Consider the following 20,411-nt stretch of genomic DNA (forward strand, 5'->3'; position numbering starts at 1 on the left):
TCAGGTCTAGAACTGTAGCCGCCTACATCAATAAAAGTAGCACCGTCGTTAAGCATTTTCTCCACCTGATTCAAAATAGCGGTGTCATTTTTAAGTTTGCCGCCGTCATAAAAAGAGTCTGGAGTGCAGTTCACAATACCCATTACACGAGGCGTGGAAAGGTCGATAAGTGTGCCGGCACAATTTATTGTTGTCATGAATTGTTGATAATTGAGTTTTAAGACCGAAATTTACGAAAAATTTATAGTTCTTATGTCGCAAACCAGCCAGCAATACGATGCCGTGATTACTCAATGTCGTGATTTGTTTTCTAATAAAATGAAAGATTATGGCAGTGCATGGCGCATCTTACGGTTGCCATCACTTACTGATCAAATTTTTATAAAGGCGCAACGTATAAGAGGTCTTCAAACTCTGGCAGAATCAAAAGTGGATGAAGGTCAAGAGAGTGAGTTTATAGGAATTATCAATTATTCCGTCATGGCACTCGTACAAATTGATAAAGGAGTCGCAGAACAACCAGATTTATCACTAGAAGAATCTCTAGCTCAATACGACCATCACGTAGGGGCAACCAAACAATTAATGATGGACAAAAATCATGATTATGGAGAAGCCTGGAGGGATATGCGAGTAAACTCACTGACGGATTTAATTCTTCAAAAATTACTTCGGGTGAAACAAATAGAAGATAATCAAGGTAAAACCATCGTTTCTGAAGGACTGGATGCAAATTATCAAGATATGATCAATTATGCCGTTTTTGCAATGATTCATTTAAGCAAAGCTCAAATTCCGTAAAATCGCCGGATCGATTGATACAAAATCTATTAGGATCCATCTCGATCCCTCATTTCTAAAGCCATTGAATTAAGCTAGAAATCACCTTGATCTAGAGGAAGTTGAAGAACGCAATAGGCAGGAACTATTCAAATATTATTGAATTAAATCTTTCTGGCAGACACGATATGGAAGGGGAAAATGTTGGAGAGGACAAAGACGGTTAAAGTGATGGAAAATTTATAAAGATCATTTTGATATTAGATGAGTCAGCATATAACTTTAAATATGGTGACCCACCGCTCCTGATTTCATTCCAGCAGCTTTTATACACAGGAATTCTAGATGCTTATTCTCGTTGTTATTATCGGGACTGGATAAATGTCCGATAGGACAAGGAGGCTACAGTACTGGAATTAACAAGCTTTTTTCAAACTGGAAACCAGGTATAATTAAGTTTGCTTTTAACGACGCACAATTCACGTCTCTTTTCTATCTTCGCAACACATGAATTTCTCCTCAAAAATTTTAGAAGAAGCCGTCGATCAAGTATCGCAATTGCCAGGTATAGGCAAGCGTACGGCATTGCGATTGGTATTGCACCTTATGCGGCAGCCAGAACAAAATACAGACGCGCTTTCTCAGGCATTATTGAGGATGCGTCACGATTTGAACTTTTGTAAAGATTGTCACAATGTGAGTGACGTTGAAATTTGTGAGATTTGCGCCAGTCACAATCGTGATAAAACCATCGTTTGTGTGGTAGAAGATATCAGAGACGTTATGGCCATTGAAAATACCAGTCAATATCGAGGTTTATATCATGTTTTAGGAGGTAAAATTAGTCCTATGGATGGTATAGGGCCACAAGATCTTAAAGTGAGATCGCTGGTAGATCGTGTAAAAAACGATGGGGTTTTAGAGATTATTTTTGCCTTGAGCCCCACGATAGAAGGAGATACGACCAATTTTTACATCTTTAAACAGCTCGATGGACTAGAGGTAAGTACCTCTACCATCGCGAGAGGAATATCGGTGGGAGACGAGCTAGAGTTTGCCGATGAGGTAACACTAGGAAGAAGTATCTTGCATCGAGTGCCTTATGAGAATTCGCTTAAAAATTAAACCTTTGAAACTATCCGTAGTCATCTTAAACTATAACGCAGCAGCTTTCCTAGAGCTGTGCATTTATAGTGTTTTAAGAGCGACTAAAAATATAGATTCAGAAATAATTGTAGCCGATAATAACTCGACAGATGGGAGTTTAGAGATGTTAGCGTCTGTCTATGGGGATCGTATAAAAGTGATCGTTCACGAAGAGAATTACGGTTTTTCTAAAGGGAATAATGTAGCCGTAGCTCAAGCACAAGGGAACTATCTGTGTATTTTAAATCCAGACACCTTAGTAGGCGAAAAGGTTTTTGAAGAATGTTTAGCTTTCGCGCAAGCGGAACCTAAATCAGGTTTTATAGGTGTCCAGCTTATTGATGGAACTGGAAAATACTTACCGGAAAGCAAACGACATGTTCCTACGCCTAAAGTTGCGAGAAACAAAATAATGGGCAACGACAGAGGTTATTATTTTAAGGAAATAGGTCATAATAAGCGGGGAAAAGTAGACGTGCTTGTAGGCGCTTTTATGTTTTGTAATAAGCGTGTGTACGACGATTGCGGTGGTTTTGACGAACGCTATTTTATGTATGGAGAAGATATTGATTTGAGCTATACTGCTTTGCAAAAAGGATATCAAAACTATTATATAGGAGATCAAAAAGTGATTCATTTTAAGGGAGAAAGCACGATTAAAGATAAGATTTATCGCAAAAGATTCTTCGGAGCTATGGGTTTGTTCTACGATAAATATTTTAAGCAATCTTTGTTGGAGAAAAAAGCGATAGCTCTTCTGATTGATATAATGATCGTCGTGAAATCTACCCAAAGGACTCCAAAAAAGAGGAGTGAGGACGAGATGACTCTTGTCATAGAAGAAGAGAACTTTAGGTTAAAAGATGTGACAAATCACTTTAATTTGGAATCTTTTAGAGAACATGATACAAGTAACTCCATAATTATTTGGGATGTAAAGACCATATCCTTTGAAGATATAGTTGACTTTATGTCTAAAAATTTAAAGATCAAATACCACTTTCTTTCTCCTAAAAGAGATTTTTATATAGGAAGTGATGACAGTGCCACTCGTGGCGAGATAAAATATGTGCAATAGAATAGGTAAATAATTAAAGGATTAGTAAGTGATTCCTAAAAAATTCCTATAACCATGCATAATTCGCAATTGTAAACTCATAATTGAGTACTTTTGCAAAATAATTAAAAACGTAAACGTACCTTATTAGTTATGGCAAAGTTTGAACTTAAATTACCTAAAATGGGAGAATCTGTAGCTGAGGCTACGATAACTTCCTGGCTTAAAAATGTGGGTGACACCATTGAAATGGATGAAGCTGTGTTAGAAATAGCTACAGATAAGGTAGATAGCGAAGTGCCTAGCGAGGTGGATGGAAAACTAGTGGAGATTTTGTTCCAGGTAGATGACTTGGTAAAGGTAGGTCAGACCATTGCGATTATAGAAATTGAAGGAGAAGATAGTGGTGATACCGCTGTTGCGAGTCCTCCTGAGACTGCAGAAGAGGAAACGGAAACAGCTCAACAAGCTGCTGTTTCTAATTCAGAAACAGCACAGGTAAAGGCTGCTGCAAACGAGGTAGAAGAGCAAATGTCACAGGCTACAGAAATCGTAGACTATACAGATAGTGATGCTTTTTATTCACCTTTAGTAAAGAACATTGCCAAAGAAGAAAACATATCTCTATCTGAGTTGGAATCAATTCCTGGAACAGGAAAGGATTCTCGTGTAACAAAACACGATATTCTTCAATATGTACAAGATAAGAAGGCAGGTAAGGTAGCCGCTACTTCTTCAACGACTAAAGCAAAAGCACCAGCAGTTCCCGTTGCAGCTCCTAAACAAGTCTCTACAGCAGCGCCAGTTTCTGTAAATGGAGGAGATGAGATCATTGAAATGACGCGCATGGGGAAACTCATCGCTCATCACATGGTAGCTTCAGTACAGACTAGTGCACACGTTCAAAGTTTTATAGAATGTGATGTGACTAACATTTGGAATTGGAGGAAGAAACACAAAGACGGTTTTAAACAGAGAGAAGGGGAGAACCTGACTTTTACGCCTATATTCATGGAAGCCGTAGCACAAGCCTTGAAAGAATTTCCAATGATGAATATTGCTATTGATGGCGATAGAATCATCAAACGTAAAAATATTAATATAGGTATGGCAGCTGCCTTACCAGATGGTAATTTAATTGTGCCTGTCATTAAAAATGCAGACCAATTGAACCTGATCGGAATGGCAAAATCAGTAAATGACCTTGCTCAACGTTCTAGAACAGGTAAATTGAAGCCAGACGATACGCAAGGCGGAACTTATACAGTAACTAACGTAGGTACTTTTGGATCTGTTTTAGGAACTCCTATTATCAATCAACCTCAAGTTGGAATATTAGCTCTAGGAGCGATAAGAAAAGTTCCTGCGGTGGTAGAAACGCCAGAGGGTGATTTTATAGGCATTAGAATGAAAATGTTCTTATCGCATAGTTATGACCATAGAGTAGTAAATGGCGCCCTAGGGGGACAGTTTGTGCAGCGAGTTGCTCATATATTAGAAGCTTTTGACGTGAATCGTACGGTATAATAATTACGTAACTACAAATAAAGGGAAAGCCAGTTCGCAAGAGCTGGCTTTTGTATTTGATACTAAACTAAAGAATCAATTTTTTAAAATAAGAGCTTTTTGATGGTTGCCATTTTTATTCTTACTACATTGTTGGAATTTTAAAATTTTAGTCTCTTAGGATCTGTTTTATCAATTTTTTTTATGTCAAGTTTGGTTATTGGTTATTGGTTATCGGTTATTGCTAATTTTGGAATGATGCTAGTTATTTCAAACTGGAAACGAATCAATAATATCTTATTCTCTTGTTTATTGGTTATTCTTATGACAGGTATAGGGATGTTGTATTTCTTATCACACTTACATTAAACGAATTCAGATAGAATTGATTCAATAAGTACTGTATAAACATCTTACCTTTGCTACATGGAAAAAGACCTCTACTTAAATCAGTTAGATTATTTCAAAGGAGCACAAGTATTGCATTATTTTGAATTTGTAGAACCTCAAGAAATTAAGGATGAGTACTTTGATGTTCATGTAATTCACGCCATCGTGATTTGTGATTATGAAGGTGAGGAGACCATGCTTTTTTATCTAGATCACGGTCTAGAGGTAACTATGGAGTTTGAGTTTATGATTCCAAAGCAAGCCAAAGAGCAAACGGCTAAAGATTTTTCAGGTATTGATATCCAGTGGAAAAATAGATAAGAAGAGTTTAAATTTCAAAAAGAAGTCAGTTCGAGTTCCGTCGAGAACAATTTGATAAACGAAAAATCTATTGAATTATTGATTTTTTATGCTGTTATTGAAAATCATTCTACGCCACTAATTAGGTTTTTCTAACGTAAAATTATGTCGAGCACCTCGAAATTATAATGCTACTCTTAACAGGAATTAAGGTTTTTTTGTTTTCCACATTCCATAATTACTCGAGCTTTCCTTTCCTGCCAGCGACATAATCCTTAGTCCCTTTCTCTGTGGTGTACCAAACACGAGCTTCTTTATACGTGTCTATTTTACCTTGTCTAGCAAGTAAGATCACATATTCTTGTCCATAAGAAATAGAAGGCTCCCTAACTATACTAGAAATAGGAGCATAGTCACCTGCGGTATCGTCCAAATCGCTCAGTTAAATATCTAGAGATTGCGTTAAGGCTATTTCTACCAGAATGAATAGTTATTTTAATGCCCGTTAGCGGCATGATTAAGTGCTTGTAATACTTTTTACGATCTACTTTTAAAATTATTGCAGTAGGAAAACCTTCTTTCAAAAACAACAAGTTAAAGACCAGTCTAGCCGTACAGCCATTAGCATCAAAAAAAGGAGGTGTCCATACAAATCGATTTTGGAAAATTGCTGCTTTAATAACTGGATGCATTTCTAAATCTTCTTTGTTTACCCAAGTGATTAACTCTTCCATGAAATCAGAAGCTTTTCTTGCATTAGGAAGGACAAAGGTTGCATCACTTATTCTTACACCAGCATGGCGTATTCAAAGTAAGACTTCCCTTAATGCAATGGTACGGCATCATTAAATAGACGCTGGGTACCTAGCTTTGCTTTTCTTATCTACTTGGAACAGCAATTCCATTACTTCATAAGATACTCGCATGTCTTTCCAGTTTTCCACATTCCAATAGGCTGCTTCTTTTTAAAAACTGGAAATAGATGAAAATGACCTATCTGATATCAAGATAGTATTCTTCATATGCTTTTGCGATCATGATGCTATGATGATGTTCTATAACATGCTTTCTCGCAGCTTTTCCTATTTCATTGATTTTTTCTGGTTGGTCGATTAGTTGCGATAATTGATGTACCAAATAAGCTATATCCGGCTGTGCATCAATTACTGGAACCGCTTTTAAATCATGTGCTTCTAAATAAATAGAACTGCCACCAGAAAACACCACCTTGCCTTGCGCCATCGCTTCTAGTGCATTATAACCTTGATCGTAGCACAATACCTGATCTAATAAGATGTGTGCATTCTTGTATTTGGTAATGTATTCCTTATAAGGAAGACTTTCGGCTATAGTGATGTGGATGTTGTCGCCATACTTTTTCTTGATTATTTCAAGGGCTTGTTCAAAATAGTGGATCCCTTTTTTCCAATAATTCCCACGGTTAATCCCCATGAAAATCTGAATTTGATCTAGGTTTTCATTTTGTTCTAGCTGGAATTTGGAACAGTTGATTGCTGCTGGAATAATCGCAGTTGCTTTTGGTTGGCTTTTCAAAGCCATCGCATAGTCGGTATTGCTAGGTATTATTTTTTCTGATGCCTCGACCAGTTTTAAATAATTATCTCTGTAGCCATTGCCTAAATATTTGTAAGTGTGTAGAAGCTCTTTCTTATTATTTGGATTCTGTTTTACAGCATCCAGTATGCTATAACCTTTGTGTTTTTCAGTTAGATATGACGTGTATTCATAATCATCCCCACAAGCTATCAGAAATGATTTATCATTGTTTTCTAGAAGAAAATCGATCATTATTCTCTCCACAGATGGCTCGCAACCAAAGGGATTAGAATTGATAAATTGTACGATGTCGTGGTTTTTGAGATGTTTCTCGCTTTCGCGAAAGCGGGCTAGCCTCAATCGATCTTCTAAATTAAAACCAGTGAGTTTCCACCAGGCCACTTTAATTTTGCGGTGCAACCAGCTTTGTTCAAAATAGGTGCTGCCTACTTCTATATCTACCGGAAATCGTTTAAATCCATCACCATCTCCTACAATAGTGACCTCATGACCTAAATGCTGAAGACCATGTTTTAAGGAATTATGAAAACCACTGTATTCACCTACTAGCAATATGCGCATATAGAAGTATCTTTGAGGTAAAGATAAGCAGTTGAACACTTACCCAAACAACGATTTAGAAATTCTCATTGCGACCATGAATCGCAGTGACCTTTATTTTCTTGAATCTATTTTTCAACAGCCACTTATCGAAATTACTGCAAATGTGGTAGTAATCAATCAGAGCAAGAGTCATCTCATCACGACCAATTCTGAAAACATAAAGGTGATCAATAGCAGTGAATTTGGTTTGAGTAAAAGCCGCAACCTAGCTATCACAAATAGCAGTGCAGCATTGTGCTGGATTATGGATGACGATTGTGTTATTCTTCCAGATGCGATCAAGAACATTATAGAAGCTCACCATAGGATTCCATCTACTATTATTACGTTTCAGACAGAAACAACAAAAAAAGAAAAACTCTATTACAACTACTTTTCAAGGAAACAGTCACACACTAAAAAATCTCTGTATACTGTATTGTCTCCTGAGATCACATTTAAAAGGAAAGGTCTTCTTGGACAAGGTTTAAAGTTTAACGAGAGCTTTGGGTTAGGAGCCGATTTTCAAGATAGTGAGAATTTTGTATTCCTAAACGATGCCTTTTACCAAGATCGATCTCCTTACTTTTATAACCAGACTGTGGTAAGGCATGAAGAGCTAAATTCAAGCCAAGAAGCTACTAATGATCGTGTAATTTATGCTCGCGGTGCCATCGCTGCTTATTTGAAGCATAATATTACTTTTAAAAAATGGAAGTATGGTTTTTTCTTGTTTAGAAAAGGCTTGGTGCTTTCAACCTCAGAGTTGAGGCGCAAAATAAAAACTTTTGAAAACGGAGCTAATGATTACTTGAAATCAATAAATTAGGCCATTATCAAATCAATAAATTGTCAGTTCAATGAATTATAGAATTATAGACATTCCTAAAATCACAGATCCGCGTGGTAATCTCGCGGTGGTGGAAAAAGATACCCTTCCTTATAAAATTGAGCGTGTCTACTATTTATATGATGTTCCCAGCGATTCTCATCGTGGTGGTCATGCACATAAAAAATGTGTGGAACTACTAATAGCTGTTTCTGGTAGTTTTACGGTGGAGTTAGATAATGGTATCGAAAAGCAAACAGTCACACTCAATAAACCTAACAAAGGCTTGTTGATCTCTACCATGATATGGAGAGAGCTAGCAGATTTTTCAAGTGGTGCGATGTGTCTTGTGCTGGCTTCTCATGAATTTGAAGAATCAGATTATATCAGAGATAAAGAGTTGTTTTACGCTGCAATTAAATAATAAGAGGAATCCTAGTAAAGAACGCCTTTTTAACGTTTGCTGGAAAAGAAATACATGTCTTCTTACTTTCAATCAACTGTCCTTGCCTGTACTAAATCGCAGTTATAAGAAGATGTTGAACGGAATAGAATTTAATGATATGAGAGGGTTTAAAAAATCAATAATTGATGGGCATCCTATTAATTGGGGAGCATTGTTAGCTGATTATAATTGATGAGACCCAATTCTTTAAAACATTTGCTAACGTACTTTTTAAGCCTAAGACAGTAGACTTTGTGGATGAATAAGGAGATACAAATGAAAAATTAAGCAACTGAATCAATTTGATGCCTATTCTATTCAAATCTCTATGGAAGCGGTTGATAGAATGATAAATGATTTTAAGCACTACTTTTAGATGGTAATATACCTTGATATAGGTGGATGGACAGTTCTGCCAACTCATGGAGGCAGTCTAAGATTCTATAATAGGAATACTTTAATTTTATTCTTCTAGATGATGATAAATCACTTAATGCCTTAGCTTCAAATTTTAAATCACAAATAATACAACCTATTGACTCGGTTGGTCTGACTGATGAATCAGCAAATAAAGCTTTGGAGATTTTAAATGATTCTAAGCTAGAAATAGTATTGGATTCTAAACAGGCAGGTTTTTTATTTTTCTGTCTAGTGGCCAGTTCTGAGTCTAAAGCCTAAATTACCAAGTATTTCTTGGGTTTTTTTCAAAGACTTGAGTTGGCGGTTATTCATCTTTAAAAGTTGCTTTTGCTTCATACTCAGGTTTCTTAAGTCAATCTTATGTTGGTATATATTTGCGTTTTTGATGTCGTTTGCTAGTCGGTAACTGATGGCTATTGAAAACCGATTGATATCTAAGTATTTTTTAAGTCCGATTACTTCAGTATATTGATCTTCATAAATGCTAAAGTTAGTAATGACTCTATTTTCTAGAGCTACTTCATGGGATCTATTTGAAGATGTTTGATCAATAACAACTGCAGGTTTAGGATGGAAAGCTACTTTTTTATGTATTCCAACTCTGATTAGGAAATCAGTGTCTTCGGTATGTGTGATTTTCTCATTATAAAATAAAATATCTGTTTGATCAACCTTCATGCAAATACTAGAAGAGCTCAGTATTGAATTTAGGTAGTTAAATTTGAAGAAAGGGACTAGTAAATTAGGTTTTTGCTGCTTGATATGAGAGTATTTATTAGCATCCCATTTACTTATACCTACTTTGAGTTGGTAGTTGTTTGCATAAACATCGGCCTCTGGATAAAGATGTATTAATTCAGCAATCTGTTCTAGATGGTTATCTAACCAATAGTCATCAGCGTCTAAAAATGCAATTTGATCATATTTATTTTCTACAGCATAACGTATTCCTTCGTTTCTGGAGTAGCTTACCCCTTGATTTTCTTGATGAACAACTATCACTCTTTTATGTAATATGGAATTAAGTTCTTCTACTGTGCGATCTGTAGACCCATCATTTATCACAAGAATATCACACAAAATGCTTTGATCTAGTACAGATTGTATAGATCGTTTAATCGTTTCCGCTTTATTAAAAGCAGGTATTACAACCAAAAACATTCGTTGTGTCATCTTGTTAATCTTGTAAATATTCCTCTAACCATAAGTCGTAAAGTTTTCAAAGCAGTATGTCGCTTTCTTGCATTGGCATAATAGAGTAATAAAATATTCTTTCTAAAGGTAGGGTCTTTTTTTATAGAGCTGAAACCACCATCAGAAAAATGGGCGATAGTTCTATTTATATGTAAATTCGTTATGGCAGTATCGAAAAACCATATGATATTGTGTGCCCAGTCTGCATGAACTCGATAGGAAGTATCATAAAATCCCACTTGATTAAAAAGGTCTCTTTTATAAAAAATAGCCTGATGGGCAATGTTTTTGTGGAAAATATCAGCGTCTGAGAATCTGCCACTATAATCGGGTCCCAGCGCAGGACTTCTCACATTGCCATAAATGACGTCATATTTCGCATCTGTTATGAGTTCTTTTATGTCAGTTAAAACTAGAGAATCGATAAGGTAATCATCTGCTCCTAAAAAGTATAAAAAGGTACCTGTTGCCATTTGTATACCTTTATTCATAGCATCGTATATACCTTTATCAGTTTCGGAAACATAATGGATGACTCCAAGGCTATGAGCATAGGATAGAATAATTTCTATGGTGAGGTCTGTAGAATTGCCATCCACTATTATTATTTCATAGTCCTTAAGAGATTGAGCTTGAATGCTCTCTATTGCTGTGGCTAGGACCTTTTCAGCATTGAAAGTTGGAATAATAATACTAAATAAAGGCGCTTGTTTCTCTAACATTCAAAGTAACTTGATTAAACTGCTTTTTGAACTACCTCAAATATTTCACCGTCGTCACATTTCAGTGTTTTAGAGGGGTATTTAAGAATTAAGGCATAATCATGAGTAGCCATAAGAATGGTGTTCCCGTTTTTATTGATTTGTTGCAGTACTTCCATAATTTCTACACTAGTCTGTGGATCGAGGTTTCCAGTAGGTTCGTCTGCAATAATAAGTTCTGGTTCGTTCAATAAAGATCTAGCTATAGCGATACGTTGCTGCTCGCCTCCAGATAGCTCATGTGGGTATTTAAAGCCTTTAGTCTTCATACCTACTTTATCCAAAACTTTTTCAATGCGATTCATTATTTCTATCTTCCCTTTCCAACCAGTGGCTTTTAAAACAAATTTTAAATTATCGTTGATCGTGCGATCTGTCAACAGTTTAAAATCTTGAAATACCACGCCTAGTTTGCGGCGTAAATGGGGTATTTCCTTTTCGCGTAGGCGAGCTAGATCAAAATCAACAATGGTTCCTTCTCCTTTTTGAAGTGGGATATCACCGTATAAGGTTTTCATTAAAGAGCTTTTACCACTACCGGTTTTACCTATCAAGTAAACAAACTCACCTTTCTCGATTTCTAAATTAACATTTTTTAGAATGAGGTTATCTTTCTGGAAGATATCTACTTTACTTAGGGATAAAACGTGATTTGACATGAATAAGTTAATTTGATGTAAAGTTAATCAAGATGTGTATAAGATTATGAATAATTAATGAGGTTTTACGGCGTTGTATGTTTGGAAATCATAATTTTACTTTAACAATAGAATTCCTCTTATTATGAGAAAACTAGCAATGACCTTGTTGTTTGTGTTGAGTTTTACAACGGTTGCAAACGCACAACAGTCCAGAATATGGACGGATGATCTGGCTACTTACCATCAAGCGGTAGATCTTTATCAAGAAGACCAATACCTCGCATCACAAAGGCTTTTTGTAAAAGTAAAGGAAACCTCTAATGATGAGGTAATCAAAGGTAATGCCTCTTACTATATAGCTAATTGTGCTGTAAGACTCAACCAGCGCAATGCAGACCAGCTTGTGGAGAGTTTTGTAGAAGAATATCCCACTTCCATCAAGAAAAATTCTGCTATTATAGATGTAGCCGACTATTATTTTGATAATGGCGATTATAGAAAAGCGGCAAATTGGTATCAAAGAGTAGATAAGAGCACGCTTTCGCGAAAGCAAACCAGCCGATATTATTTCAATACAGGTTACACTCTGGTGCAGTCTAAAAAGTATGATGAGGCCAAACCTTTTTTGAATCGGGTTAGTGATGACTCAGAATATGGGAGCAAAGCAAAATATTACTTAGGTTACATCGCTTATGAAAATGACGAACTGCAAGAGGCAAGCGACCTCTTTGACCAAGTAGGAGAATCTCCAGAGGCAGATGAAAAGCTGTCTTATTATCAGGCCGACCTGAATTACAAACTCGGTAAATTTGATCAAGCTATAGTGCTCGCTCAAAAGCAGTTGTCTAAATCAAATCGCAAAGAACAATCAGAATTGAACCGCATTATAGGTCAGTCTTTATTTAATCAAGAGAAATATGACGAGGCATTGCCTTATTTAGAAGCATATAAAGGGACTCGTGGACGCTGGAATAATAATGATTATTATCAGTTGGGCTACACCTATTATAAGCAAGGTAATTTTGAAAAAGCAATGGAGACTTTTAACAAGATCATAGATGGTGAAAACGCTACTGCTCAAAATGCCTACTATCACTTAGGACAGAGCTACCTCAAATTAGACCGCAAGGAAGAGGCACTCAATGCTTTTAAAAAAGCAAGTGAGATAGATCTAGATGCTCAAATTTCTCAAGATGCTTATTATAACTATGCAAAACTAAGTTATGAAAATGGCAATCCTTATGATAGTGTGCCATCTGTAATTCTTGCTTATTTAGAAAAGTATCCAGAGACAGATAAAAATGAAGAGATGAATGAGTTTCTTATTGATTCATATTTTAGCTCAAAAAACTATGCCGAAGCGCTTTTTTTATTAGAAGATGGAAGAATACGCGCTAACGAGGCTGTTTATGGTAAAGTAGCCTTGTATCATGGATTAAATTTATTTACTGCTGGTGATTATCAAGAAGCTCTAGGTAATTTAAACAAAGCCATCGAAAATAGTACTGATCCAGAATTAAAGAAAAGGGCAGTTTTTTGGAAAGCAGAAAGTCTTTATCAGCTTAACGATTTTTCTGGCGCCTATGAAAACTTTAAGACAGCAAAGAAGAATAAGGTTTCCATTGAGGAAGATGATTTGTATAATTATGATATGGGGTATGCCCAATTCAAACTTAAAAAATATGACGAGGCGATCAACTCTTTTACTGCTTTTACAAACCAGTCTGATGCAAAGAATGACCGTGTCAAATTAAACGATGCTTACCTGAGAATAGGCGATGCTAATTTTGTGACCAAGCAATACTGGCCAGCAATGGAAGCTTATAATAAAGCCATAAAAATGAACGGTTATAATTCGGACTATGCAGCTTTTCAAAAAGCTATATCCTACGGTTTTGTTCAAAAGAACGATCGCAAGATTCAGGATCTAGAAGAATTCATAACTAAATTTAGAACTTCAAAGTATCGTGATGATGTGATCTATGAACTGGGAAATACCTACATCAATACCAATCAAGTTGCTAAAGGTATTAGAACTTACGATAAATTAATTGCTGACTATCCTAATAGCAGTTATACCTCTCAAGCAATGATGCGTAAAGGATTGCAGTTGTATAATGACGGTAATCTAGAAGCTTCTCTATCCGTTTTTAAACAAGTAGCTGGTAAATATGCAGGAACACCGCAAGCGGTGCAAGCGATAAGCAGCGCCAGACAGGTGTATATAGATCTAGGAACTACAAATGATTATGCGGTTTGGGTAAGAGGTCTTGATGGAGTAGAAGTAACAGATAATGAACTGGATGATACGGCATACGAAAGTGCGGAGCAGCCTTTTATTCAAGGGGATATGAATGGAACCGCTCGTGAAATGAAAAAGTACTTATTGCAATTTCCAAACGGTAAACACGCCTTAAAAGCTCATTTTTATCTAGCCCAAGCACAGTTTTCTCAAAATAACAAAGAAGAAAGTGTTGCTCATTATGAATACGTAACAAGTATGGAACGCAGTGAATTTACAGAGCAAGCACTAGCTCGATTGAGTGAGATTCATTTGGGAACTAGAGATTATGTAAAAGCAGTTCCAGTATTGAAGCAGTTAGAACAATTAGCAGAATTTCCACAGAATATCATTTATGCACAGTCTAATTTAATGAAGGCCTATTATGAGACAGAGGACTATGAGGAAGCTGTCACCTATGCAAACAAAGTATTGAGTGATGCCAGTATTGAAAACAACCTAAAGTCTGATGCCGAAATCATTATCGCACGTTCTTCATGGAAACAAGGAAATGAGGCAGCTACAAAAGTGGGTTATGAAAAAGTAAGACAGACAGCAACAGGAAGCCTCGCTGCAGAGGCTACTTACTACAAAGCCTACTTTGAAAGCAAAGAAGGAAAACACGATGCTGTAATTACTACCGTGAACGGATTGAGTAAAAACTATGGTGGGTATAAATTATGGAGCGCAAAAGGACTCGTAGTTATGGCAAAAAGCTATGATGACTTAGATCAAACACTTAATGCCACGACCATTCTTGACGCAGTCATTGCCAATTTTAAACAATATCCTGACGTAGTTGCAACGGCACAAAGTGAGCTTGCCATCATCAAGACCAAAGCTGCAAAAACAAATTCATCTGTCGTACCGACAAGCCAAAACTAGCCACCAATGAATTTCAATATAAAAAACCCAATAATAGCTGCTATCGCACTCTGTACAACACTAGCTATAGGACAAACAACAGAAGAAGAGGAAGAACGATTAAATGGTGGAACCATTACGGTTGTAAAACCTTATGATCCTACCATAAGTGATGCCTTTAAAGTAAAGAGCAATCCTAGTTTTAACGACACTACTAAAGTGAAAAAGAAACCGGTCACGTATAGCATCTTCTCTGTTCCTGTAGCTAGTACTTTTACTCCTGCAAAAGCTGGTTTGTCAAGATTAAAACCTACACAAAAAGCCAAATATTTTAAAAATTATGCAAGATTAGGTTTAGGGAATTACCTTAATATTTTAGGAGAATTTGCAGCTAACTTTGAAATAGATAGAGATAGCGATGTAGGTGTATTCTTCAATCACAACTCTTCTCAAGGAGGAATTAGTGAGGTCATTGCAGACGATTCTTTTTCTGACACCTCACTAGATGTTTCTTATGGTAAACGTACTAGAGATATGAATTGGGGAATTACCGCTGGAGCAAGACATCAAGCAGCAAATTTGTATGGTGCCTATGAATTCACCCCTAATTCACTAACGGAAGATAGTGACGTAGGTTTTAATTATTTGTCCTATGGACTAGCTGGAAAAGCGACTTTCTTTGATAGTGTTTTAAAAGAAATAGATGTAAACCTCCGAGGTACCACTTCTAGTTTTGACGCAAGCGAGATGCGCTTCAGTGCAGCACCTCAATTGGGGTTTGATATTATGGAAACGGAAGTAGCTTTAGGAGTAGAAGTAGATTATATAAGCGGTAGTTTTGATACGCAAGGATTGCTTCCAGTTCTAGAGGAGTATTCTTATTTGAAAGCGGGATTAAATCCAGCGATCAATCTTTATGGAGATAATTATAAAGTGAAATTAGGAGCCACCGTTAATTACCTTAATGATAGTGAAGCCTCAGAAAGTGATGTGTTTATTTATCCAGACATTATTGCCAGTTATATTTTAGTAGAAGAGAAGTTCATTCCTTATGTAACTATAGGTGGTGGGCTGGACATGAATTCACTTCAACAATTTGCAGACGAGAATGTGTTTCTTGCGCCAGCAGTAAATGTGATTCCAACCAACAGACTTCTAGACGCCCAATTAGGATTTAAAGGAAAGCTTTCGGAGAGTTTTGGTTATCAGTTATTTGGTGGTTATAGAATCGAAGAAAACAGACCCTTCTTTACTAAAGATACGGGCGCAGGCTTCACTAATGGACCCGTTCAACCCTATCATTCGGGTAACGTATTCTACACGCAATATGGAGATTTAAACACCGTACTTTATGGAGCAACCTTAAGTTTTGATGTACATACAGCATTTCATCTAACTTTAAACGCAACCGGTTTCACTTATGACGTCACAAATGGCGATGCCTTTGATAATATCCCATCACACTTAGCAGATTTTACAGCAGATCTTGTTGCAAATTATGAGATCAATGAGAAGTGGCATGTAGGCGCTACACTTTATTATGTAGGAGAAAGAGCGGCTTTCAGAGAAAGCACTGGTTTTGAGGCTTTAGATTCTTTTGTGGATCTTAACTTAGATGTGAATTATAAAATCAATCCTAAGTTGACCGCATTTTTACGTGCTCAGAATTTAACCGGTGGCAATTATGAATATTACCTAGATTACCCAGTTCAAGACCTGCAAATTATGGGTGGAGCCGTTTATAAATTTGATTTTTAGAATGATTTCTGTTCCGCTTTCGCGAAAGTAGAACAGGTAATAATCACTTATTTACATTCAAAGGACAACTCCCTCAAAAACATCCCTGAGGGAGTTTTTTATAAAACTGTTTTTAAGATTCGACATGCCAATTATTCGTGTTGGCATTCTCTAAATCTATTCTCGATGCCGGAAACGAAGAAGAGTAAAAGCTCCTCGCCTAAGAAACTTGCTTCCGACGCGCTTTTTTGCATAAGGAATTCACAGGACAGATGGGCTACCCAGCGCATGCTGGGATGCAATCAGGAGTGGTTGAAAGATGCTGGAACTCATGAATAAATTTTCAAATTGTTCTCTGTTTAAAATCTGTAAAACCTTTCAGGGCTCAACTCGCTACCGCTCGTTTTGCCACCTATGAATATTCAATCTTCATTGCAATACTCAATCTTACGCCTTATTTTTAAACCATGAAAAAACTCCTACTCCTCTTCGCTATTATAGGTGCGGTTTCTTGTCAAGAAGAACCACAAATAACTGCAGACCTGATCATTGAAAACGCCAAAATTTATACCGTTGACGATCAGTTTTCCATGGCTACGGCACTAGTCGTAAAAGAGGGTAAGATCATTTTTATAGGAACTCAAGAAGAACTTAAAAGCCAAAACTTAAAAGCTTCCAAAACTATAGATGCGACTGGAAAGTTTGTATATCCGGGATGGATTGATGCACATTGTCATTTTTATAGATTAGGTCAGCAAGAACAACGGGTAGATTTAGTCGGGACTGAGAGTTATCAAGAAGTGCTGGACAAAATTCAGAAATTTCAAAAAGCAAATAACAAAACCTTTATCATAGGTCGTGGTTGGGATCAAAATGATTGGGACGTGAAGGAGTACCCAACTAATAAAGAGCTTAACGAGCTTTTTCCAGAAACTCCAGTCGCCATCACCAGGATTGATGGCCATGCCATGGTAGTTAACGATGCTGCCTTAAAATTAGCTCACATAGATGTAAACACGGTGTTTTCTGGTGGTGATATAGAACAAAAGAAAGGAAAGTTAACTGGGATTCTTGTAGACAATCCTATGAAACTGGTGAGAGATATATTTCCCGTAGCGAGTGTAGAAGAAGATATTGAAGCTTTAATGGATGCGCAGGACATCAATTTTAGTTATGGAATTACTACGGTAGATGATGCTGGTTTAATGCGGTCCACTATTGAATTGATAGACAGTTTGCAACAAGACGGAGCTTTGAAAATGAAGATTTATGCGATGATTACAAATACACCTGAGAACTTAGATCATTACTTAAAAAAAGGAATCGTAAAAACAGATCGATTAAATGTGCGATCTGTAAAGTTTTATGCAGATGGTGCTTTGGGTAGTCGTGGTGCTGCGATGAAGCAGCCGTACACAGACAAGCACAATCATTTCGGTACGCTGTTAAGCAGTATAGAAGATCTTGAAGGAGTAGCAAAACGCATCGCCGCTACAGCGTATCAAATGAACACACATGCGATCGGTGATAGTGCAAATTACGTTGTTTTGACCACCTATAAAGAGTTGCTAAGCGATCAAAAAGACAGAAGATGGAGAGTAGAACATGCACAAATCGTGGATCCAGCCGACTTTCATTTGTTTGATGAAGATAATATAATTCCATCTGTACAACCTACGCATGCAACTAGTGATATGTACTGGGCGCGAGATCGAATAGGAGAAGAACGTATTAAAGGTGCTTATGCTTATAAAAAACTGCTTCAAGAATCTAAAATGCTCGCGCTAGGAACCGATTACCCTATAGAACAAGTAAATCCGTTTTTGACCTTTTATGCAGCTGTTGCTAGAAAAGATACGAGTGGATACCCCGATGATGGTTTTAGGGCAGATCAAGCACTTTCTCGAGAAGAAGCCTTAAGAGGAATGACTATTTGGGCAGCTTTTTCTAATTTTGAAGAACATGAAAAAGGCAGTTTAGAAATAGGAAAAGCAGCCGATTTTATATTACTAGATCAAGATATAATGACTGTTCCTATAGATCAAATTCCAAACATGCAAGTAAGTGCTACGTATTCTAATGGAGAGCTGGTTTACATTTCCAAGTAACTATACTCAAAACACCTAGGTTTCCGAATTTTCTGCTCTTTCTTTTTCCTTTTCTCTGCGTTAAAATTTACAAGCCTAACATAAGCTATGCTTGAAAATTTATGCCTTAACAAAAGAAAAAATAAATCCGCTAAATTCTCCGAAAACCTAGGTGCTTTGAGTAAACAACGAATTTAATCAGCTATTTACAAGCTTATTCAGTTGCGGAAGCCTCTTGCTTAAGTTTCCAATCTAAGTAGTTGTTTAAATCGGTCTCTACCCATCCAGATACAAAGGATAATACGGTTAAGTCATCTACCAATCCTAATCCTGGAATGAAGTCTGGGATCAAATCAAACGGCATAAAAACATATAGTAAGGCCATGGTAATCGCTGCAATGCTAAACCATGGGATCTTGGTATATATTCCTTTTCGGTAATCTTTGATCATCAGAAACATGACCTTTCCAAGTTTTGCGTACTTTTTTAGAAGACTTGAGTGGGCAATTTTAGAAGAGATACTCTTTTCTTTTTCTATTGCTTCGTCTATATCTTCAACAGTAGTCTTATTTACTGCCTTTAGTGTGTACTCCTCATTTGGGAGTTTTATTTTTTTTCTAAACCATTTCATGTAGCAAATATTTGGCCCCAGTCTTTAAAGGACTTGAATTCTAGTGAATTACCGCTTGGGTCTTGGAAAAACATAGTGGCTTGCTCGCCCGGCATTCCTTCAAATCTTATATAAGGTTCGATAATGAACTGGATGCCTTTTTCTTGAACCGCTTTCGCGAAATCGTGAAAAATATCCCACTCCAGCAGCACACCAAAATGGGGGACAGGAACAGCTTTTCCGTCTACGGCATTTATAGCAGCTTTTTGAGCCTCTTCGGTCACATGAATAACAAGTTGATGTCCAAAAAAATCAAAGTCGACCCAATGGTCAGAACTCCTGCCTTCTTTACAGCCCAGAGTGTCGCGGTAAAATTCACGTGTAGTTGTAATTTCCTTAACTGGAATGGCGAGATGAAAAGGTGTTAACTTCATTTAATTGCTTTTTGTGATGCTTTCTATTAATAATAAAAAAGCCAGCTTAAATTAAGCTGGCTCCATCTATAAAAGTACGGTGTTACTTATAAAATACCGTCTACGATGCCGTATTCAACTGCCTCTTCAGCCCCTAGCCAGTAATCGCGATTGAAATCTTTCATTACTTTATCAAAGGTCTGACCACAATTATCGGCAAGCATTTGTGCACTTAACTCCTTAGTTTTAAGAATCTCGTTGGCTGTAATTTCAATATCGGCACTAGTACCTCGTGCACCACCACTAGGCTGGTGAATCATTACCCGACCGTGTTTTTGAATCATGCGGCGTCCCTTTGTTCCGCCAGAAAGTAAAATAGATCCCATAGAAGCCGCAAGGCCGCTACAAACGGTACTTACGGGACTCTTAATTTCTTTCATGGTATCATAGATAGAAAATCCAGCCGTTACATAGCCACCAGGACTATTAATGACAAAAGTGATTTCCTCATTGCTTAAAGAATCCAGATAAAGCAATCTGTCTACACAGTGTTTTGCCGTTTTCTCATCCACCATTCCCCAAATAAATAATTTGCGTTGATCGATGTAGGTTTCGTCTATTTTATCTTGAAGTTTAAATACTTTGCTCATCCAATTTTTAATTTAGAGTAAAAATAGGGAATCTTAAAAAATAATCAGATAATTTAACAAGACTATATATTCTCTTCCTGTTTGCCGTAATCATTCTTACAAATTTTGGACTAGTGCATCTCTAGGAGTTAATAATTTTT

Annotated in this window: 20 protein-coding genes; 10 read left to right on the forward strand and 10 right to left on the reverse strand. The window is 36.8% G+C overall.

What is annotated here, in order from left to right:
• A partial coding sequence (locus ACJAT0_RS08540) for a dihydropteroate synthase (RefSeq protein ID WP_415181324.1) occupies nucleotides 1-197 on the reverse strand: 197 nt, incomplete at its 3' end.
• 55 nt (nucleotides 198-252) lie between these two features.
• Between ACJAT0_RS08540 and ACJAT0_RS08545 the strand changes: the two genes are divergently transcribed.
• From ACJAT0_RS08545 to ACJAT0_RS08565, 5 genes are all read left to right on the forward strand, one after another.
• Nucleotides 253-801 carry a DUF1599 domain-containing protein gene (locus ACJAT0_RS08545; RefSeq protein WP_415181325.1) on the forward strand — a complete coding sequence of 183 codons (549 nt, stop codon included), beginning with the start codon at nucleotides 253-255 and terminating at the stop codon, nucleotides 799-801.
• 486 nt (nucleotides 802-1,287) lie between these two features.
• Nucleotides 1,288-1,905: a recombination mediator RecR gene (gene recR / locus ACJAT0_RS08550; RefSeq protein WP_415181326.1), complete on the forward strand. Its 618-nt coding sequence runs from the start codon at nucleotides 1,288-1,290 to the stop codon at nucleotides 1,903-1,905.
• Between the two features lie 4 nt (nucleotides 1,906-1,909).
• A complete protein-coding gene (locus tag ACJAT0_RS08555) occupies nucleotides 1,910-3,004 on the forward strand; it encodes a glycosyltransferase family 2 protein (RefSeq protein ID WP_415181327.1) in 1,095 nt (364 codons plus the stop codon).
• A gap of 132 nt (nucleotides 3,005-3,136) precedes the next feature.
• Nucleotides 3,137-4,510, forward strand: coding sequence for a dihydrolipoamide acetyltransferase family protein (locus tag ACJAT0_RS08560; protein WP_374003251.1), 1,374 nt, complete (start codon nucleotides 3,137-3,139; stop codon nucleotides 4,508-4,510).
• Nucleotides 4,511-4,915: 405 nt separating this feature from the next.
• Nucleotides 4,916-5,200 (forward strand): hypothetical protein, encoded by a 285-nt coding sequence (locus ACJAT0_RS08565; RefSeq protein ID WP_374003252.1) that lies wholly within the window; start codon nucleotides 4,916-4,918, stop codon nucleotides 5,198-5,200.
• A 217-nt stretch (nucleotides 5,201-5,417) separates the two neighbouring features.
• Here ACJAT0_RS08565 and ACJAT0_RS08570 read toward each other — a convergent pair whose 3' ends face one another.
• The 3 genes from ACJAT0_RS08570 to ACJAT0_RS08580 form a co-directional block, all read right to left on the reverse strand.
• Nucleotides 5,418-5,612, reverse strand: a complete 195-nt coding sequence (locus ACJAT0_RS08570) for a hypothetical protein (protein WP_415181328.1) — start codon at nucleotides 5,610-5,612, stop codon at nucleotides 5,418-5,420.
• Nucleotides 5,593-5,913 carry a Fic family protein gene (locus tag ACJAT0_RS08575; RefSeq protein ID WP_415181329.1) on the reverse strand — a complete coding sequence of 107 codons (321 nt, stop codon included), beginning with the start codon at nucleotides 5,911-5,913 and terminating at the stop codon, nucleotides 5,593-5,595. Before ACJAT0_RS08575 ends, ACJAT0_RS08570 begins: the two co-directional genes overlap by 20 nt.
• Before the next feature lie 259 nt (nucleotides 5,914-6,172).
• Entirely contained in the window at nucleotides 6,173-7,318 is a 1,146-nt protein-coding gene (locus ACJAT0_RS08580) for a glycosyltransferase (RefSeq protein ID WP_415181330.1), read from the reverse strand.
• A 31-nt stretch (nucleotides 7,319-7,349) separates the two neighbouring features.
• Between ACJAT0_RS08580 and ACJAT0_RS08585 the strand changes: the two genes are divergently transcribed.
• Nucleotides 7,350-8,168 carry a glycosyltransferase family 2 protein gene (locus ACJAT0_RS08585; RefSeq protein WP_415181331.1) on the forward strand — a complete coding sequence of 273 codons (819 nt, stop codon included), beginning with the start codon at nucleotides 7,350-7,352 and terminating at the stop codon, nucleotides 8,166-8,168.
• 31 nt (nucleotides 8,169-8,199) lie between these two features.
• A complete protein-coding gene (locus ACJAT0_RS08590; RefSeq protein WP_415181332.1) occupies nucleotides 8,200-8,592 on the forward strand; it encodes a sugar 3,4-ketoisomerase in 393 nt (130 codons plus the stop codon).
• 669 nt (nucleotides 8,593-9,261) lie between these two features.
• On the opposite strand, the gene ACJAT0_RS08595 is transcribed toward ACJAT0_RS08590, so the two are convergent.
• Genes ACJAT0_RS08595 through ACJAT0_RS08605 form a run of 3 tightly spaced genes read right to left on the reverse strand, consistent with a single transcriptional unit; the run spans nucleotide 9,262 to nucleotide 11,647 of the window.
• Nucleotides 9,262-10,194 (reverse strand): glycosyltransferase family A protein, encoded by a 933-nt coding sequence (locus ACJAT0_RS08595; protein WP_415181333.1) that lies wholly within the window; start codon nucleotides 10,192-10,194, stop codon nucleotides 9,262-9,264.
• Between the two features lie 8 nt (nucleotides 10,195-10,202).
• Nucleotides 10,203-10,949 (reverse strand): glycosyltransferase family 2 protein, encoded by a 747-nt coding sequence (locus ACJAT0_RS08600; protein ID WP_415181334.1) that lies wholly within the window; start codon nucleotides 10,947-10,949, stop codon nucleotides 10,203-10,205.
• 14 nt (nucleotides 10,950-10,963) lie between these two features.
• Entirely contained in the window at nucleotides 10,964-11,647 is a 684-nt protein-coding gene (locus ACJAT0_RS08605; RefSeq protein ID WP_415181335.1) for a cell division ATP-binding protein FtsE, read from the reverse strand.
• Between the two features lie 124 nt (nucleotides 11,648-11,771).
• On the opposite strand from ACJAT0_RS08605, the gene ACJAT0_RS08610 reads away from it, so the two are divergent.
• The 3 genes from ACJAT0_RS08610 to ACJAT0_RS08620 all read left to right on the forward strand — a co-directional run bounded on the left by ACJAT0_RS08610 (nucleotide 11,772) and on the right by ACJAT0_RS08620 (nucleotide 18,619).
• Entirely contained in the window at nucleotides 11,772-14,795 is a 3,024-nt protein-coding gene (locus ACJAT0_RS08610; protein WP_415181336.1) for a tetratricopeptide repeat protein, read from the forward strand.
• Between the two features lie 6 nt (nucleotides 14,796-14,801).
• A complete protein-coding gene (locus ACJAT0_RS08615) occupies nucleotides 14,802-16,532 on the forward strand; it encodes a hypothetical protein (protein WP_415181337.1) in 1,731 nt (576 codons plus the stop codon).
• 446 nt (nucleotides 16,533-16,978) lie between these two features.
• Nucleotides 16,979-18,619, forward strand: a complete 1,641-nt coding sequence (locus ACJAT0_RS08620) for an amidohydrolase (RefSeq protein ID WP_415181338.1) — start codon at nucleotides 16,979-16,981, stop codon at nucleotides 18,617-18,619.
• Between the two features lie 193 nt (nucleotides 18,620-18,812).
• Here ACJAT0_RS08620 and ACJAT0_RS08625 read toward each other — a convergent pair whose 3' ends face one another.
• The 3 genes from ACJAT0_RS08625 to ACJAT0_RS08635 all read right to left on the reverse strand — a co-directional run bounded on the left by ACJAT0_RS08625 (nucleotide 18,813) and on the right by ACJAT0_RS08635 (nucleotide 20,271).
• Complete coding sequence (locus ACJAT0_RS08625) at nucleotides 18,813-19,229, reverse strand: YkvA family protein (protein ID WP_415181339.1); 417 nt, start codon at nucleotides 19,227-19,229, stop codon at nucleotides 18,813-18,815.
• Nucleotides 19,226-19,642 carry a VOC family protein gene (locus ACJAT0_RS08630; RefSeq protein ID WP_415181340.1) on the reverse strand — a complete coding sequence of 139 codons (417 nt, stop codon included), beginning with the start codon at nucleotides 19,640-19,642 and terminating at the stop codon, nucleotides 19,226-19,228. Before ACJAT0_RS08630 ends, ACJAT0_RS08625 begins: the two co-directional genes overlap by 4 nt.
• Before the next feature lie 86 nt (nucleotides 19,643-19,728).
• The gene (locus ACJAT0_RS08635; RefSeq protein ID WP_374003265.1) at nucleotides 19,729-20,271 is read right to left on the reverse strand and encodes a ClpP family protease; all 543 of its coding nucleotides are present in this window, start codon (nucleotides 20,269-20,271) and stop codon (nucleotides 19,729-19,731) included.
• Between the last annotated feature and the right edge of the window lie 140 nt (nucleotides 20,272-20,411).

The sequence above is a fragment of the Nonlabens sp. genome (assembly GCF_047636915.1).
GTDB lineage: Bacteria > Bacteroidota > Bacteroidia > Flavobacteriales > Flavobacteriaceae > Nonlabens.